The organism is Pseudomonas sp. 3JA (assembly GCF_036961705.1).
Taxonomy (GTDB): Bacteria; Pseudomonadota; Gammaproteobacteria; order Pseudomonadales; family Pseudomonadaceae; genus Aquipseudomonas; species Aquipseudomonas fluorescens_Q.
On record NZ_JBAMDJ010000001.1, the window covers coordinates 349,511 to 366,243 of the forward strand.

The window sequence follows — 16,733 nt, forward strand, 5'->3', positions numbered from 1 at the left end:
ACCACTATTTTCAATCTTTACAACCGGAGTCCAGCCACATGAAAACCAACGAGAATTCCTGGGTGCTCATCACGGGCGCTTCAAGCGGCTTTGGGGAGGAGTTCGCCCGGCAATACGCAGCACAGGGAAAATCCCTCGTTCTGGTAGCCCGCAGGCTGGACAAACTGGAAGCGCTGTCAAAAGAACTGCGCGAGCGTTTCGGCACCGAGGTGATCACCGAACAAGTCGACCTGTCGTCGATTCCGGCAGTCATCGACCTGCACAAGCGACTGGTTCAACAGGGTATTGCAGTCGATGTGCTCATCAACAACGCCGGCCATGGATTGCAGGGCCCGTTCCTGGACCACGCCATTGACCAATCCCTGGCAATGATCGATCTGGACATCGCCAGCCTGACCATCATGACTCGCCTCTTTGCCCAGGACATGCGCATCCGCCGCCGCGGCCACATCTTGCAGGTCGCCAGCTTGCTTTCCTATCAAGGCGTGAAAAATTTCGCGGTCTATTCAGCGGCCAAGGCCTATGTGCTTCGCTTCTCCGAGGCGCTGCACCAGGAACTCAAGGGCGACGGTGTCGTCGTGACCGCGCTGTGCCCAGGCATGTCGGATACCGGGTTTGCGCAGAGTGCCAACCAGACCCTCACGCCAGCGCTGAAAATGGTGATGATGCAACCCCAACCAGTGGTTCGCGCAGGCATCCGCGCGCTGCAAGCCGGGCGCATGAGTGTGGTGCCCGGCTTCGGCAACAAGGCACTCGCGGTGTTGATCTGGGCCACGCCACGCCGATTTCACCAGCGTCTCATGGCGAATGTCATGGGGGTATGAATGCGATGCGGCGAAGGACCGGGAGCTGCAAGGGCTCCCGGCACACGCCCTATTGCGCTAGAAGCGATAGCTGACTGAAGTACCAAAACCGCTGGCACTGTTCCGGTATTTGGAACTGTATGCGCCACGGGTCGACGAGGTTTCGTTGATGCGCACGCTCTCTTCCTGCAAGTAGGAGTAAGCCACGTCGATCGTCACCTCTTCCACAGGCGTCCAGCCGGCACCGAAGCTGAGCACCGTGCGGTCGCCGGTTGGTATCCGAGGCCCACGGTTGGTGTTGTTGGCGGGCGACTGGTCGACCGACAAGCCCGCGCGCAAGACCCATTGATCATTGAGTTTATACGCGGCACCGATGGCATGGGCCCAAGTGTCATGCCAGTTCTGTTCTTCGCTGACGGTGCCCAGCGTGCCGCTCAGCAGCGCAGGCAAGCCGGAGTTCTCGATGGTCAGCTCCTTGAAGCGGCTCCAGCGCGTCCAGGTACTTCCCAGGTACACCGTCCAGTCGTCATTGAGCTGATGAGTGAGCGAGATGTCCACTGACTCCGGAGTATCCACGTCCAACGACGCGTCATAGCTGCGGCCACTTACCCCCAACACACTGAAAATACCCCCCGTGAGCTTGGACTTTGCGTCCAGGTGGTAACTGACCTTGGAGTGGTAAGTCAGCCCCAGGCGAGTCTGGTCCGTCGCCTGCACCAGGATGCCGGCGTTGAAGCCGAGCGCCGTATCGTCGCCGTTGCTTTTCAGCTTCCCATCGTTGCTGCCGGGACTGAGGGGATTGGGCACCATCCCGGAGATCTCACCGCTGATCCGGTTAATGGTCGGACCAAACCCGATCGACACCTTGTCGTTGAAGGCGTAGCTGACGGTAGGCTGGAAAGTCAGCGTCGTCACTTCGCTTTTATTGCCGTAATAACGCCCGGCAAAGTCGCTGCCATAATCGGTGATCAAACCAAATGGCACATAAAAACCAACGCCGACAGCCCAATGCTCATCCACCGGCTTGACGTAGTAACCCATCGGCACCGTGGTGGTCGGCACCATGTCACCGTCCTCTCGGCCACCGAAAGTGCTGCGGGTCTGGCTGATATCGCTCTGGGTAAACAGTGTCGCAGCGCCCAGGCTGACCTGCTCTTTCTTCAAGCGAGACATGCCCGCCGGGTTGCCGAAGACAGTACTGGCATCTTCAGCGGAAGAGGACCGCCCGGCAAAACCCGCGCCCATCCCACTGATACTTTGTTCGTTCAGCGCGAAGCCGCTGGCAAACACTTGGGACGTTGCAAGCGCAACGGCGAGACTCATGGGGGTCTTGAGCAAGATTCTTTTCATTATTAGGACTCTAGGAACAATTGCTGGGGGATGGAACGGTTTGTTTTTCTATTAGGTAAAAATCGCCACGGTCTGGCGCGCCCAAAGCACTCGCCGACCGTTTTCGTCCCAGATTTCCATATCTTGCAAGGAGTAACCCTCCGAGGCCTGCTGGCTGAAGGCGCTGATGAGAAACCATTCGCCGGCCACGGCGGGCTGCGGCAGATCGATTGTCCAGGAAGCCGAGCTGATGGCTGCCGGCTCTGTGAAGCAGGTCATCGCGGCGGGCGGCAGACTGTCAGCGAGGGCGATCAAAGCCACCGCCGGGTCTACCCCCTGGGCATCCAGGTGACGAACCCACATCAGCAACTCGGGATCTGTAGCCCCGGACACCGGCAATGCCCCACCCGCAGGGCGCATTTCGAAGTTGAAGGCGCAGGCAGGCGCAATGGTGTTGTCCAGCGCCAGCGTGGCGTACCGCGACGCCTGCTCCACCAACGGGCATCCCCATGCCTCATGGGTAATCCTGCTGGCGCGTGGCTGAGCGAACAGCAAGGTCGTGCGCAACGCCAGCTCATCGCCCGACTTGCAGTCGACAGACACCGAAGTCACGGATCGCCCTTCGCGCAACACGCTTGTATCGAATGTCTGGGCTTGCGTGACCGGACCTATGAATGAAACCTGCGCAGACTTGAACGGAGGAAAGCCCTGTGGGCGTTCGCGCAGAACCGTTTCCAACGACAACGCCGCCGAAAGACCACCGAAGATCGTCCGGCCCTGCTGCCAATTGGCTGGAGCAACGAACGGCACGCTCGGATCAAACTGCGCCAGCACCTGAGCAAAACTGGTCATTTAGACGTCCTCCGACGGCCTGAACGTGAACCCGCAGAAGCATCGCAAGAAGGATCACTTGAAAGTCGATGCCATACTTATTCACGTGACCATTATTGTCAATGGTCACTAAGCAGGCAAAAAGAGACCGATCGGTCAGGTACAACCCGAAGGCAAGGAAGTCGTTTCTGAATCGGGACGGCCGCTCGTCGCAGCCGTCCCTCAGGGCATCAGGCTACGCAGGATGAGGTTGGCGGTCAGCGTCGGCGCCACCTCGACATGATCGAGGCTGTACTGCAGCAATAGAGGATTGACGAAAGGTCGAAGGGTCAGGTGTATCGCTTCGACGGTTTCATCCAACGGCGTCTTGCGTTCGAACTCACCGCTTTCGCGCCCTTCCCGTACGACCTGCACCACGAATTGCTTGATCCGTGCGTCATACACCAGGGAGCTGGGCCAGCGCTCCGACGCGGAGAATGCGGCAATGTCGTAGAGCTTGCGATCATTGAAGAACAGGTCGATCCCCGTGGTAATCAGGGTCTTGACCAGGCGGCGAAAGCGCTCGGTCGAAGAGAGCCCTTCCTCGCTGATGGCCTCCTCCACGGCCGCAACGATCTTCGCAAGACAGCCGGAGCAAATGGCTTCGCCAATCGCCTGCTTGGAATCGAAGAACTTGTAGATGTACGCCTTGGAAAAGCCGATGGCCTTGGCCAGGTCAGACACGGTGGTCTTGGCGTAGCCGTATTGACTGAAATGCTCGTTGGCCGCCGCGACAATCTGGTCGCGAATGTCATGATCGGCTGGGCCGCGAGTGCTGGGCGAAGGTGATGTTGGCTGATTCATGGGAGCAGCTTACGCATCCCTGCGAGGGATGACAACTTGTGACCATCCATGAATATAGTCACAAAACAGCCGTTCGTCCGTTACACGCACCTTGCTCCCTCGTCACGAGGGCTCCGATTTGTCCGTGTCATTTGGCAAAAAGCTGACTCATATCCTTGAATGCCTTGAATTCAAGGGCGTTGCCACAAGGATCGAACAGGAACATCGTGGCTTGCTCGCCAACCTGCCCTTTGAAGCGGACGTAGGGTTCAATCACAAACTCCGTGCCGAAAGATCTCAATCGTTCAGCCAGTGCCTCCCACGCCTCCCAAGCCAAAACAACACCAAAGTGCGGGACCGGCACATCATGCCCGTCCACCGGATTGCTCTGGGCGCTTTCCTGGAAAGCGGTCTTGGGTTGCTCATGAATCACCAGTTGGTGACCGTAGAAATTGAAGTCGACCCACTGACTGCTGGAACGGCCTTCTTCCAGGCCAAACACTTCACGGTAGAACGTACGGGCGGCGGCAAGATCGTAGACCGGAATCGCCAGGTGGAATGGAGAAAGGCTCATCGAGAATCCTCTTAACGTGTGAGGTTGGGCCATCGTAGCGCCGCGCTCGCGGCAAGAAAACCCTACAGACCATGTCCAAGCGATACCGGGAGCGACGAGTTTTCGCGGCAGGCTCATGCACCGCAGGTCCATCGTGCAGGTACACATCCAAATTAGCCGCTTTAGCCGAGCAAATGATCTATACCTTCAGAAGCACACAGTCAGACCAAGGCGGCACTGACGTGATGGGATGGAACGGTTGTGGCGAATCCTGCTGGATCGCTGCATCATGCGCCGCATCATATAAAGAAGCTGGCCTGTAGACGTTGTTTCCGGCGCCTCGTACACCGGAATTGGCGCCCCCCCTTTCAATGCCTGAAGTATCGTCCATGAGCCCGACTACACGCGTTTTGAACACATCAACCAAAGCGCTTTACCGGCTTTGTCTGTTACTGCCGCTGCTGGCGAGCCATGAGGCGAGTGCTGAATCTCCGATCATTGAACTGCACATTCTCGACGCACCGCCGCTGACGTTCGTCAACGACCCCAGGGGCCACGGAATCGTGGGCGATGTCGCCGTGGCGGCCATGACCAAGGCCGGGTACGCCGTGAAAATCCATGTGCTCCCCTGGGCCCGGGCACAAAAGCATGTCAGTGAAGAACATGACCACTTGATCACGCCCCTGTCGCGCATCCCAACCCGTGAGGATCGCTTCACCTGGATCGCTTCGATCATGCCTATGGAGCGTGCTTTTTTCAGCCTTGAGCGGCGGGTGAGCAGCTTCGCCCAAGCGAAGGAAACCTACCGCAAGATCGGCGTCGGCCTGGGCAGCGCACAAGAAGATATCCTGCGCAGCGAAGGCTTCAGCGATGAACAGATCTATCCGTTGGCCATCGGCGACAATCCCGCCCAGATGCTGTTGATGGGGCGTATCGATGCCTGGTTCAACGGGGTGCCGGAGAGTCGTTACATCTGGCCGAAGGTGTCCAAGCGCAGACTACTCATGAGCTCGGTCGGCAGCAGCGCCGATCTCTACCTGGCCTGCTCGAAGCAATGCTCACCAAAAATGGTCGAGGATTTGCGCGAGGCGGTTGAAGCGCTTCGCGCGGATGGGACGGTCAAGCATATCCATGACCTCTATTTGCCGCAGTAGGCTGTGGCGAAGGGATTTATCCCCGCTGGGCTGTGCAGCAGCCCCAAAGGCAGGGTGCAACCAACCTGAGATGACGCGGTGGCTGGATTCAGGGTTGCTTCGCAACCCAGCGGGGATAAATCCCCTCGCCACATGCAGTTCAACATCGAATGAATAGCATCGCTGAACTAGAGCCCTCATCGATGGCTTATATCATTCCGAATGATAGTTACCTTTGCTTCATTCGATTCGTTCCTCTGCCTTGCGCCACGCATCATCCGCCCATTCTCAATACATTGGCGGATGCTATCCATGGAACATTCACTTTCAAAACTGCGTTTTCCCCTCGCGCTGCTGGCGATGCTGGTGATGAGCGCCTGCGGCAAGACTCCCGACACGGCAGCGTCCATGCCGCCGGCCAAAGTCAGTGTGGCCAAGGTATTGGAGCAACCTGTCAACGAATGGGATGAGTTCACCGGACGCCTTGAAGCGCCGGAAACCGTCGAGATCCGCCCACGTGTTTCCGGGCAGATCGACGAAGTGGCCTTCACCGAAGGCGCGCTGGTCAAGAAAGGCGACCTGTTGTTCCAGATCGACCCACGCCCTTTCCAGGCTGAAGTACGTCGTCTCGAAGCCCAACTGGCCCAGGCCCGCGCCACTGCCACCCGCAGCGAAAACGAAGCCCAGCGTGGCGAACGCCTGCGCTTGAGCAACGCCATTTCCGCCGAACTGGCAGACTCGCGCACCAGCGCCGCCCAGGAAGCCCGCGCCGCCGCCGCGGCCATCCAGGCGCAACTGGACCTGGCCAAGCTGAACCTGAGCTTCACCCGGGTGACCTCGCCCATCAGCGGTCGCGTCAGCCGGGCGGCCATCACCGCCGGCAACCTGGTAACCGCCGACGTCACCCCGCTCACCAGCGTGGTCTCCACGGACAAGGTCTACGCCTACTTCGACGCCGACGAACGTGTCTTCCTCAAGTACACCCAACTCGCCCGCCAGGGCCAGCGCGGCCAGGCCACGCCGGTCTACATGGGCCTGTCCAACGAAGACGGCAACCCGCACCAGGGCCAGATGAACTTCGTCGACAACCAGGTCAATCCGCAGACCGGCACCATCCGTGGTCGTGCCGTGTTCGACAACAAGGACGGCGCCTACACCCCAGGCCTCTATGCCCGTCTGAAGCTGGTGGGCAGCGGTACTTACGCCGCCGTGCTGATCAACGACGAAGCCGTCGGCACCGACCTGGGCAAGAAATTCGTGCTGGTGATGGACGCCGAGAACAAGCCGGCCTACCGCGCCGTCGAGCTGGGTCCGAAAATCGAAGGCCTGCGTATCGTGCGCAGCGGCCTGAGCAAGAACGACACCATCATCGTCAAGGGGCTGCAACGGGCTCGTCCGGGGGCACCGGTCACGCCTGAAACCGTGCCGATGGCCAGCGACGAAACCATTGCCGCCCTGGCACAACAACGTAAAGCGCTCGAAGCCAGCAACCTGCCCCAAGTCGCGCCATCCAAGGACGCGTCAGGGGCGGCCGGCAAATTGGCCGCTGCGACCCCACGCGGTTAAGGGACTGAATCCAAGATGAAATTTTCCCAGTTCTTCATTTCGCGGCCGATCTTCGCAGCAGTGCTTTCGCTGCTGATCCTGATCGCCGGCGCCATCTCGCTGTTCCAATTGCCGATCAGCGAATACCCGGAAGTCGTGCCGCCGACCGTGGTCGTGCGCGCCAACTTCCCGGGCGCCAACCCCAAGGTCATCGGCGAAACCGTGGCCGCGCCCCTGGAGCAGGCCATCACCGGCGTCGAGAACATGCTGTACATGTCCTCGCAATCCACCGCTGACGGCAAGATCACCCTGACCATCACCTTCGCCCTGGGCACCGACCTGGACAACGCCCAGGTGCAGGTGCAGAACCGCGTCACCCGAACCGAGCCCAAGCTGCCGGAAGAAGTGACCCGGATCGGCATCACGGTGGACAAGGCGTCGCCCGACCTGACCATGGTCGTGCACTTGACCTCGCCGGACAAACGCTACGACATGCTCTACCTGTCCAACTACGCCCTGCTCAACATCAAGGATGAGCTGGCGCGCCTGGGCGGCGTGGGTGATGTGCAACTGTTCGGCATGGGTGACTACTCCCTGCGGGTCTGGTTGGATCCGAACAAGACCGCTTCACGCAACCTGACCGCCACCGACGTGGTCACCGCGATCCGTGAACAGAACCGCCAGGTGGCTGCCGGCGCCCTGGGCGCACCGCCAGCGCCCAATGCCCAGGCTTTCCAGCTGTCGATCAACACCCAGGGGCGCCTGGTAAATGAGGAAGAGTTCGAGAACATCATCATTCGTTCCGGTGCCAACGGTGAGATCACTCGTCTGAAGGACATCGCCCGGGTCGAACTGGGTTCCAGCCAATACGCCCTGCGTTCGCTGCTGGACAACCAGCCGGCAGTGGCGATCCCGATCTTCCAGCGCCCGGGTTCCAACGCTATCCAGATCTCCAACGACGTTCGCGCCAAGATGGAAGAACTGAAGAAAGGCTTCCCGGCGGGAATGGACTACAGCATCGTCTATGACCCGACGATCTTCGTCCGCGGTTCCATCGAGGCGGTGGTCCACACCCTGTTCGAAGCACTGATTCTCGTGGTGCTGGTGGTGATCCTTTTCCTGCAGACCTGGCGCGCCTCGATCATTCCATTGGTGGCGGTGCCGGTATCGCTGATCGGTACGTTCGCCGTGATGCATCTATTCGGCTTCTCGTTGAACGCCCTCTCGCTGTTCGGCCTGGTACTGGCGATCGGTATCGTGGTGGACGACGCGATCGTGGTGGTGGAGAACGTCGAGCGAAACATCGAACTGGGGCTTACCCCGGTGGAAGCGACCAAGCGCGCCATGGGCGAAGTGACCGGCCCGATCATCGCCACCGCCCTGGTGCTGTGCGCGGTGTTCGTTCCGGCGGCATTCATCAGCGGCCTGACCGGGCAGTTCTATAAACAGTTCGCCCTGACCATTGCCATCTCCACGGTGATTTCGGCGATCAACTCCCTGACCCTGTCGCCAGCCTTGGCCGCGGTGTTGCTCAAGGGCCATGACGCGCCCAAGGACCGTTTCTCCAAGTTCCTGGACAAGGTCTTCGGTGGCTGGCTGTTCCGTCCGTTCAACCGTTTCTTCGAGCGCGCCAGTCATGGTTATGTGGGCACCGTCGCTCGAGTGATTCGCAGCAGCGGCATCGCCCTGGTGCTCTATGCAGGCCTGATGGTGTTGACCTTCTTCGGTTTCTCCACCACCCCGACCGGTTTCGTGCCCGGCCAGGACAAACAGTACCTGGTGGCCTTCGCCCAACTGCCGGACGCCGCGAGCCTGGACCGTACCGAAGACGTGATCAAGCGCATGTCCGACCTGGCCCTCAAGCAACCGGGCGTGGAAAGCGCCGTGGCCTTCCCGGGCCTGTCGATCAACGGTTTCACCAACAGCCCGAACGCCGGCATCGTGTTCGTGACCCTCAAGCCTTTCGATGAGCGCAAGGACCCGAGCATGTCGGCCGGTGCCATCGCCGGCGCCTTGAACGGCCAGTACGCCGGGATCCAGGAAGCCTACATGGCGATCTTCCCGCCACCGCCGGTACAGGGCCTGGGCACGATCGGTGGTTTCCGCCTGCAAATCGAAGACCGGGGCAACCTGGGCTACGACGAGCTGTACAAAGAAACCATGAACATCATCACCAAGAGCCGCAGCGTGCCGGAACTGGCCGGGTTGTTCACCAGCTACACCGTGAACGTGCCCCAGGTCGATGCCGCCATCGACCGTGAAAAAGCCAAGACCCACGGCGTGGCCGTCAGCGACATCTTCGACACCCTGCAGATCTACCTGGGTTCGCTGTATGCCAACGACTTCAACCGCTTCGGTCGCACCTACCAGGTCAACGTCCAGGCCGAGCAGCAATTCCGTCTCGAGTCGGACCAGATCGGCCAGCTCAAGGTGCGCAACAACCGTGGCGAAATGATCCCGCTGGCGACCTTCATCAAGGTCAGCGATACCTCGGGGCCAGACCGCGTGATGCACTACAACGGCTTCATCACCGCTGAAATCAACGGTGCCGCCGCCCCGGGCTACAGCTCCGGCCAGGCTGAAAAAGCCATCGAGAAGCTGCTCAAGGACGAATTGCCCAACGGCATGACCTACGAGTGGACCGACCTGACGTACCAGCAGATCCTCTCGGGCAACACCGCGCTGTTCGTGTTCCCGCTCTGCGTACTGCTGGCGTTCCTGGTGCTCGCGGCACAGTACGAAAGCTGGAGCCTGCCATTGGCGGTGATCCTGATCGTACCGATGACCCTGCTGTCGGCCATTACCGGGGTGATTCTTTCCGGCGGCGACAACAACATCTTTACCCAGATCGGCTTGATCGTACTGGTGGGGCTTGCCTGCAAGAACGCGATCCTGATCGTCGAGTTCGCCAAGGATAAACAGCTCGAAGGCATGAACCCGCTGGCGGCGGTCCTCGAAGCGTGCCGCCTGCGTCTGCGGCCGATCCTGATGACCTCCTTCGCCTTCATCATGGGCGTGGTGCCCCTGGTGTTCTCCAGCGGCGCAGGTGCTGAAATGCGCCATGCCATGGGTGTGGCGGTGTTCTCCGGGATGCTCGGCGTGACCTTCTTCGGCCTGCTGCTCACCCCTGTGTTCTATGTACTGATCCGCAACTTCGTCGAGCGCAGCGAGGCCCGCAAGGCGGCCCGGGCTTTGAAACTGGAGGCGCAACAATGAGTTTGAAAGCGTTCGTGCCGAGCTTGCTGGTATTGGCCTTGAGTGCCTGCGCCGTGGGCCCGGACTACAAGACCCCGCAAACGGAGGCGGCGAATATCACCACCGCCACCGACGGCGCCGCCGGCCAGAAGAATTTCGACCGTGCCCGGTTCGAAGGCATCTGGTGGCAGCAGTTCGACGACCCGACCCTTAACGCGTTGGTGACCCGATCCCTGGAAGGCAACCGCGAGTTGCGCGTGGCCTTCGCCCGTTTGCGGGCCGCCCGGGCGATTCGCGATGACGCCAGCAATGACGCCATGCCGACCATCACCAGCCGTGCCAGCAGCAACCTGGGCAAAGGCCAGATCCCGACGGGGCAGACAGACGAACGAGTCAACACCGAGCGTTACGACCTCGGCCTGGACATGGCCTGGGAGCTGGACTTGTTCGGGCGCATCCAGCGCAACCTGGAAGCCAGCGACGCCGATCAGCAGGCGGCCGAAGCCGATCTCTATCAGTTGCAGGTGACGATGATCGCCGAGCTGGTGGATGCCTACGGTCAACTGCGCGGCGCCCAACTACGGGAAAAGATCGCCCTGGCGAACCTGAAGAACCAGCAGGATTCGCGCAAGATCACCGAAAGCCTGCGCGATGCCGGCGTCGGTGATCAGCTCGACGTGGTTCGCGCCGATGCGCGCCTGGCCTCGGTGGAAGCCAGCGTGCCGCAGTTGCAGGCCGAACAGGTGCGCCAACGCAATCGCATCGCCACGTTGCTGGGCGAGCGCCCGGACAAACTCAGCGTGGACCTGAGCCCGAAACAGTTGCCAGCCATCGCCAAGGCCCTGCCCATCGGCGACCCGGGTGAACTGCTGCAACGACGCCCGGACATTCTCAGTGCCGAACGCCAACTGGCCGCTGCCACGGCGCGCATCGGCGTGGCCAAGGCCGACCTGTTCCCACGGGTCAGCCTGAGCGGTTTCCTCGGTTTCACGGCTGGACGCGGTTCGCAGATCGGCTCCTCGGCGGCCAACGCCTGGGCGCTGGGCCCGAGCATTACCTGGGCCGCTTTCGACCTGGGCAGCGTGCGGGCTCGCTTGCGCGGTGCCGACGCCGAGGCGGACGGCGCCTTGGCGACCTACGAACAGCAAGTACTGCTGGCCCTGGAAGAATCGGAGAACGCCTTCAGTGACTACGGCAAGCGTCAACAACGGCTGATCTCGCTGATCCGCCAGAGTGAATCGAGCCGTGCCGCCGCCGACCTGGCCGAGATTCGCTACCGCGAAGGCACTGTGGACTTCCTCGTGCTGCTCGACGCCCAGCGCGAACGCCTGGCCGCCGAAGACACCCAGGCCCAGGCCGAAGTGGACCTGTACCGCGGCATCGTCGCGATCTACAAGGCCCTGGGCGGCGGCTGGAAACCGGAAACCGTTGCCAGCAACTGACCCGCCCTGCTCAACCGAGCTCCTTTGGTTGGCCGCAACCAACCAATTCTTTGCCCCGCGTTCATTTGGACGCGGGGCTTTTTTTGCCTATCGCCCACGACCCAGCGTGAAAGAGCCCATTGTGGGGAATGAGCTTGCTGGTGATGGCGGTGGGTCAGTCAATATCGATATCGCTGAACCGACGCCATCACCAGCAAGCTCGATCCCACAGGTCCGCACCGCTGTGACAAGGTTTGACTCAAGCCGCCACCTGACCGAAGCTTGCGGCATTTCACGCTTCTGGTAATGGATTCCCTGCATGCCCTCGCCTCGCCGCCGCTATCTGCTCCTCAGCCTCTGTGTCCTGTTGTTGATCGGTCTTGTCGCGCTATGGCTACGCAGCACCACGCCGCAAATCCCCGAAGCGATCAAGCGTGGTTACAGTGAAGCCCTGGAAAGCGCCCGCAACGGACAGCCGGGAGCGGCGCGCATGCTTTACCAGCAACTGGGGCGCCCAGACCTCTCGCCCAAGCGCCGCGTGTGGCTGCACGCCGAACTGCCCAACTACCCCAGCCCCCAAGCCCTGAAGCTGGCGGACGCGGACCTGCACAACGAATCGCCGGACGTGCGTCGAGCCGCCATCGGCAGCGTCGTCGGGCTGGTACCGACAGGCCAGCGCAGCCTGTTGCTCGGCCCGCTCCTGGATGATGATGACCAGAACGTCCGGTTCGCCGCCGTGAACGCGCTGCTGGGCTTGTCGCCGGATGATCTCGGCCTGTATTTCGGGGCGATGCAGTTAGCCATCGACACCTGGGAACAGGTGCTCGAGGACGGTCCGAAAACCGCTGAGACCCACTGCCAGCTCGCCCGACTGCACCTGCACAACGCCGAACTGAAGAAAGCCCAACGGGCCCTTGAACAGGCCTTGCGCCTGCAACCGGACAACCTGCCAGCACTGGTCATGCAGATCGAGGTACTGGACAAACAGGGCCAAAGCGAAGCCGCGCGATTATTGCTCGCCCGACAGTTGCAAACCCAGCCAGCGTCGGCTTATCTGCAACATGCGCTGGGCATGTGGCTGCTGCAACACGGCCAGAACGAGTATGCGGTGCTCGGCTTGGCAAAAGCGGTGGAGCTGGAGCCCGAGAACCGCCATTACCGTTATGACCTGGCGACCACCCTGCATGCCGAGCAGGAAGTGGAAGCCGCGCAGAAACAGCTGCAGGAAATCGTCCAGCGCTATCCCGCCGACCGCAAGGCACGGGTGCTGCTGATCAACTATTGGAAGGAGACCGGCCAATTGCAGAATGTTCAAATCCTGCTGGCGCAACTTGAACAGTTGAACCCCGATGACCCGGCGCTGCAGCAAGGCCTGTAGGCCTAATGCCTAACTTTTGTCAGCTGGAACCTTGGGCAAACACACAAACCGTGGCGAGGGAGCTTGCTCCCGCTGGGTCGCGAAGCGGCCCTGTTTTGGGACTGCTGCGCAGCCCAGCGGGAGCAAGCTCCCTCGCCACGGGGTTACTGCTCGGCTTCATTTCGCTTAGCTGGCTGGCATTGGTCTGTAGGCCCTCATTGCACGCCGAAAGTTGTGCAATACACCGCGTTTTATCGATGTAAGCGGAACCGCCATCACCGCCAAAGGTCAAGTGTTCAGGCAGTTGAATTCAGGCGTTACCCCGCCTGCTGCCCACTTCCCTAGTCATGAGAGGGCTATTTTTGTCTACATCTAACGAGTTGATCAGTGCAAAAGCCGCCACCGGCATCGAAGGACTGGACGATGTCCTTTCCGGTGGTTTGTCCCGCGGCCATGTGTTCCTGCTCGAGGGGGAACCAGGGACGGGTAAGACCACGGTCGCGCTGCATTTTCTGTTGGCCGGCGCCAAGGCTGGCGAGCGCTCGTTGTACATCACGCTATCGGAAACCGAGCGTGAACTGCGTCAGGGCGCAACCTCCCACGGGTGGACGCTGGACGACAACATTCATATTTTCGAACTGACCCCGCCCGAAAGCCTGCTCAATGCCGAGCACCAGCAGAGCCTGCTGTACTCCTCGGACCTGGAGCTGGGCGAAGCGACGCGGCAGATTTTCGAAGTGGTCGAACGGGTCAAGCCGACCCGGGTGGTGCTCGACAGCCTGTCGGAGATCCGCCTGCTGGCGCAAAGCTCCTTGCGCTATCGTCGCCAGATCCTCGCGATCAAGCACTACTTCGTGCGCTACGACGCCACGGTCCTGCTGCTCGACGACCTGACCACCGAGTCCCTCGACAAGACCGTCCACAGTGTCGCCCACGGGGTGATTCGCCTGGAAGAACTGACGCCCAACTATGGCGCCGAACGGCGGCGGATCCGGGTGGTCAAGTATCGCGGGCAGAAATACCGCGGCGGTTACCATGACTTCACCATCATGGGCGACGGCGTACACGTCTTCCCACGCCTGGTGGCCGCCGAGCACCGAGGCCAATACCTGCGCCAGCAACTCTCCAGCGGCATCGGCGAAATGGACGCCCTGCTGGGTGGCGGTATCGAGACCGGCTCCAGCACGTTGATTCTCGGCCCGGCGGGGACCGGCAAATCGCTGATAGCAATGATTTTTGCCGCCGCCGCCGTACATCGCGGCGAGAAAGCCGCGCTGTTCATCTTCGATGAAGAACTGGGCTTGTTGTTCGAACGCATGAAAAACATCGGCATCGACCTGCAAGCCCTGCAAGAGACCGGCAACCTGCTGATCGAACAAGTGGACGCCGCCGAGCTGTCCCCTGGCGAGTTCTCCCACCGCGTGCGCCGTTGTGTCGATGAGGGAGACATCAAGACCGTGGTCATCGACAGCATCAATGGCTATCAGGCGGCCATGCCGGAGGAGAACGCCCTGGTCCTGCACATGCATGAATTGTTGCTCTACCTCAACCGCAAGGGCGCGGCCACCTTCATGACTGTTGCACAGCACGGTCTGGTCGGCGACATGCAGGCGCCCGTCGACATTACTTACCTGGCTGACACGGTGATTCTTTTGCGTTATTTCGAAGCACTGGGCAAGGTGCGCCGGGCGATTTCCATCATCAAGAAACGCACGGGCAGCCATGAGTCGACCATCCGCGAATACCGCATCAGCGGCTTGGGCATGACCATCGGCGAGCCGCTCGAGGCGTTCCAAGGCGTCTTGCGAGGGGTTCCCACTTATATGGGCGAGAGCAACCCGCTGCTCAGGGATGAACACCGGTGACGCTGGCCGAGCCCCTGTCCGAGCGGGCGCTGATCCTCGCACCGCTGGGACGGGACAGCCAGATCGCCTTGATGATCCTCAATGAAGCCGGTTTTGCCGGCCTCATCTGCCGTCATCTGGGCCATTTGTGCGAAGAATTGGAAAAAGGTGCCGGCCTGTTGGTGATTTCCTCGGAAGCGCTGGTGGGGCCTGATCTGGAAGCGCTGTTCCTGCACATCGAGCAACAGCCGGCCTGGTCTGACCTGCCCATTGTCTTGCTGACCCATCACGGCGGCCCGGAACAGAACCCGGCGGCGCGTATCGGTACGCAACTGGGCAACGTGACCTTCCTTGAGCGCCCTTTCCACCCAGTGACCCTGATCAGCCTGGTGACCACCGCCCTGCGAGGTCGTCGAAGGCAGTACGAAGCCCGCGACCGCCTGATCGACCTGAGCAACAGCGAACTGCGCCTGCAAACCACCCTTGAAACCCTTGAACAGCAAGTGGAAGAACGCACCGCCCAGTTGCGCCATAACGAAGAGGCATTGCGCCAGTCACAGAAAATGGAAGCAGTCGGCCAACTCACCGGCGGTATCGCCCACGACTTCAACAACATGCTCACCGGGATCATCGGCAGCCTCGAACTGCTGCGTCGGCGCCTGGCCCGAGGCCGCACCGAGGACCTGGACAGCCTGATCGACCTGGGCGTGACCTCGGCCAACCGCGCCGCCGGCCTGACCCATCGCCTGCTGGCGTTTTCCCGTCGGCAATCACTGGACTCCAAGGCCGTCCAGATGAATACGCTGGTACTGTCCATGGGCGAGTTGCTGCAACGCAGCCTCAACGAAAGCATCCACCTGGACATGCAGCTGGACGAGCAGCTCTGGGTCGCCGAAGCCGACCCCAATCAACTGGAAAGCGCCCTGCTCAACCTGGTCCTCAACGCCCGGGATGCGATGCCCAATGGCGGGAACCTGGCGGTAAAGACCTGCAACCAGCACCTGGACGCCGACTTTACCGACGCCTACACCAACCTGGAACCCGGCGACTATGTGGTGCTGAGCGTGCAGGACAGCGGTTGCGGCATGCCCGAAGCGATCATCGGTCGTGCGTTCGATCCGTTCTTCACCACCAAGCCAATCGGCCAGGGCACCGGGCTGGGCCTGTCGATGATCTATGGGTTCAGCAAGCAATCGCGCGGGCATGTGACCATCGACAGCGAAGTCGACAAAGGCACCACGGTGAACCTTTACCTGCCGCGCTTTCGCGGCGAGGAAATACACGAACCACAGGCCACCACCCCACATGCACCGCATGCGCAGGACGGTGAGACCGTGCTGATCGTCGAGGACGATCCAGCGGTGCGAGTACTGGTGAGCGCGGTGTTGAGCGAGTTGGGCTATGCCTTTGTGGAAGCGGCCGACGCCAACGGCGCCGTACCAATCCTCCAGTCAGGCCAACGCATCGACCTGCTGATCAGCGACGTGGGCCTGCCCGGCATGAATGGCCGGCAACTGGCAGAAATCGGCCGGCAGATCCGCCCGGACCTGCGGGTACTGTTCATCACCGGTTACGCGGAACATGCAGCGGTACGCGGCGGTTTCCTTGACCCGGGGATGCAGATGATCACCAAGCCATTCACGTTTGATTTGTTGACAGCCAAGGTGCGGGAGATGATCACGGTTTGAGCCGATTGAATGTCGCTTGTGGCGAGGGAGCTTGCTCCCGCTGGGGCGCGAAGCGGCCCTAAAACCTCAATCCCGGTTATGCCAGATTCAATGGTGTCGCCGGCCTTGGGCCTGCTGCGCAGTCCAACGGAAGCAAGCTCCCTCGCCACGAAAGCGGCCCAGGCACCTCATTTATCTGCATGAAGCAACCCGGATACAAACACTTGGTAGCA

The 16,733-nt window shown here is 60.9% G+C and carries 12 protein-coding genes; 8 read left to right on the forward strand and 4 right to left on the reverse strand.

The features are described from left to right. Positions 1 to 38 precede the first annotated feature (38 nt). On the forward strand, positions 39 to 824 hold the full coding sequence (locus tag V7773_RS01485; protein WP_336071897.1) for an SDR family NAD(P)-dependent oxidoreductase: 786 nt from the start codon (positions 39 to 41) through the stop codon (positions 822 to 824). Between the two features lie 57 nt (positions 825 to 881). Here the strand turns inward: V7773_RS01485 and V7773_RS01490 are convergent, their stop codons facing one another. The 4 genes from V7773_RS01490 to V7773_RS01505 form a co-directional block, all read right to left on the reverse strand. Beyond that, entirely contained in the window at positions 882 to 2,153 is a 1,272-nt protein-coding gene (locus V7773_RS01490; RefSeq protein WP_336071899.1) for an OmpP1/FadL family transporter, read from the reverse strand. 51 nt (positions 2,154 to 2,204) lie between these two features. Next, positions 2,205 to 2,984 carry a thioesterase family protein gene (locus tag V7773_RS01495; protein WP_336071900.1) on the reverse strand — a complete coding sequence of 260 codons (780 nt, stop codon included), beginning with the start codon at positions 2,982 to 2,984 and terminating at the stop codon, positions 2,205 to 2,207. 201 nt (positions 2,985 to 3,185) lie between these two features. Then, positions 3,186 to 3,806 carry a TetR/AcrR family transcriptional regulator gene (locus tag V7773_RS01500; protein ID WP_063320943.1) on the reverse strand — a complete coding sequence of 207 codons (621 nt, stop codon included), beginning with the start codon at positions 3,804 to 3,806 and terminating at the stop codon, positions 3,186 to 3,188. Between the two features lie 127 nt (positions 3,807 to 3,933). Further along, a complete protein-coding gene (locus V7773_RS01505; protein ID WP_063320942.1) occupies positions 3,934 to 4,359 on the reverse strand; it encodes a VOC family protein in 426 nt (141 codons plus the stop codon). Positions 4,360 to 4,727: 368 nt separating this feature from the next. Here V7773_RS01505 and V7773_RS01510 point away from each other — a divergent pair, with 368 nt between their 5' ends. The 7 genes from V7773_RS01510 (at position 4,728) to V7773_RS01540 (ending at position 16,521) form a co-directional block, all read left to right on the forward strand. Then, entirely contained in the window at positions 4,728 to 5,492 is a 765-nt protein-coding gene (locus V7773_RS01510) for a substrate-binding periplasmic protein (protein ID WP_336071903.1), read from the forward strand. Between the two features lie 291 nt (positions 5,493 to 5,783). Then, positions 5,784 to 7,037, forward strand: coding sequence for a multidrug efflux RND transporter periplasmic adaptor subunit MexE (mexE, locus tag V7773_RS01515; RefSeq protein WP_063320940.1), 1,254 nt, complete (start codon positions 5,784 to 5,786; stop codon positions 7,035 to 7,037). A 15-nt stretch (positions 7,038 to 7,052) separates the two neighbouring features. Beyond that, complete coding sequence (locus V7773_RS01520; protein WP_092142928.1) at positions 7,053 to 10,232, forward strand: efflux RND transporter permease subunit; 3,180 nt, start codon at positions 7,053 to 7,055, stop codon at positions 10,230 to 10,232. Further along, positions 10,229 to 11,653 (forward strand): TolC family protein, encoded by a 1,425-nt coding sequence (locus tag V7773_RS01525; RefSeq protein WP_336071907.1) that lies wholly within the window; start codon positions 10,229 to 10,231, stop codon positions 11,651 to 11,653. Before V7773_RS01520 ends, V7773_RS01525 begins: the two co-directional genes overlap by 4 nt. Before the next feature lie 298 nt (positions 11,654 to 11,951). Beyond that, entirely contained in the window at positions 11,952 to 13,010 is a 1,059-nt protein-coding gene (locus V7773_RS01530; RefSeq protein WP_063320937.1) for a tetratricopeptide repeat protein, read from the forward strand. 341 nt (positions 13,011 to 13,351) lie between these two features. Beyond that, entirely contained in the window at positions 13,352 to 14,854 is a 1,503-nt protein-coding gene (locus V7773_RS01535; protein ID WP_063320936.1) for an ATPase domain-containing protein, read from the forward strand. Then, positions 14,851 to 16,521: a response regulator gene (locus V7773_RS01540; protein WP_336071912.1), complete on the forward strand. Its 1,671-nt coding sequence runs from the start codon at positions 14,851 to 14,853 to the stop codon at positions 16,519 to 16,521. The genes V7773_RS01535 and V7773_RS01540 overlap by 4 nt, the downstream gene beginning before the upstream one ends. The last annotated feature ends 212 nt before the right edge of the window (positions 16,522 to 16,733 follow it).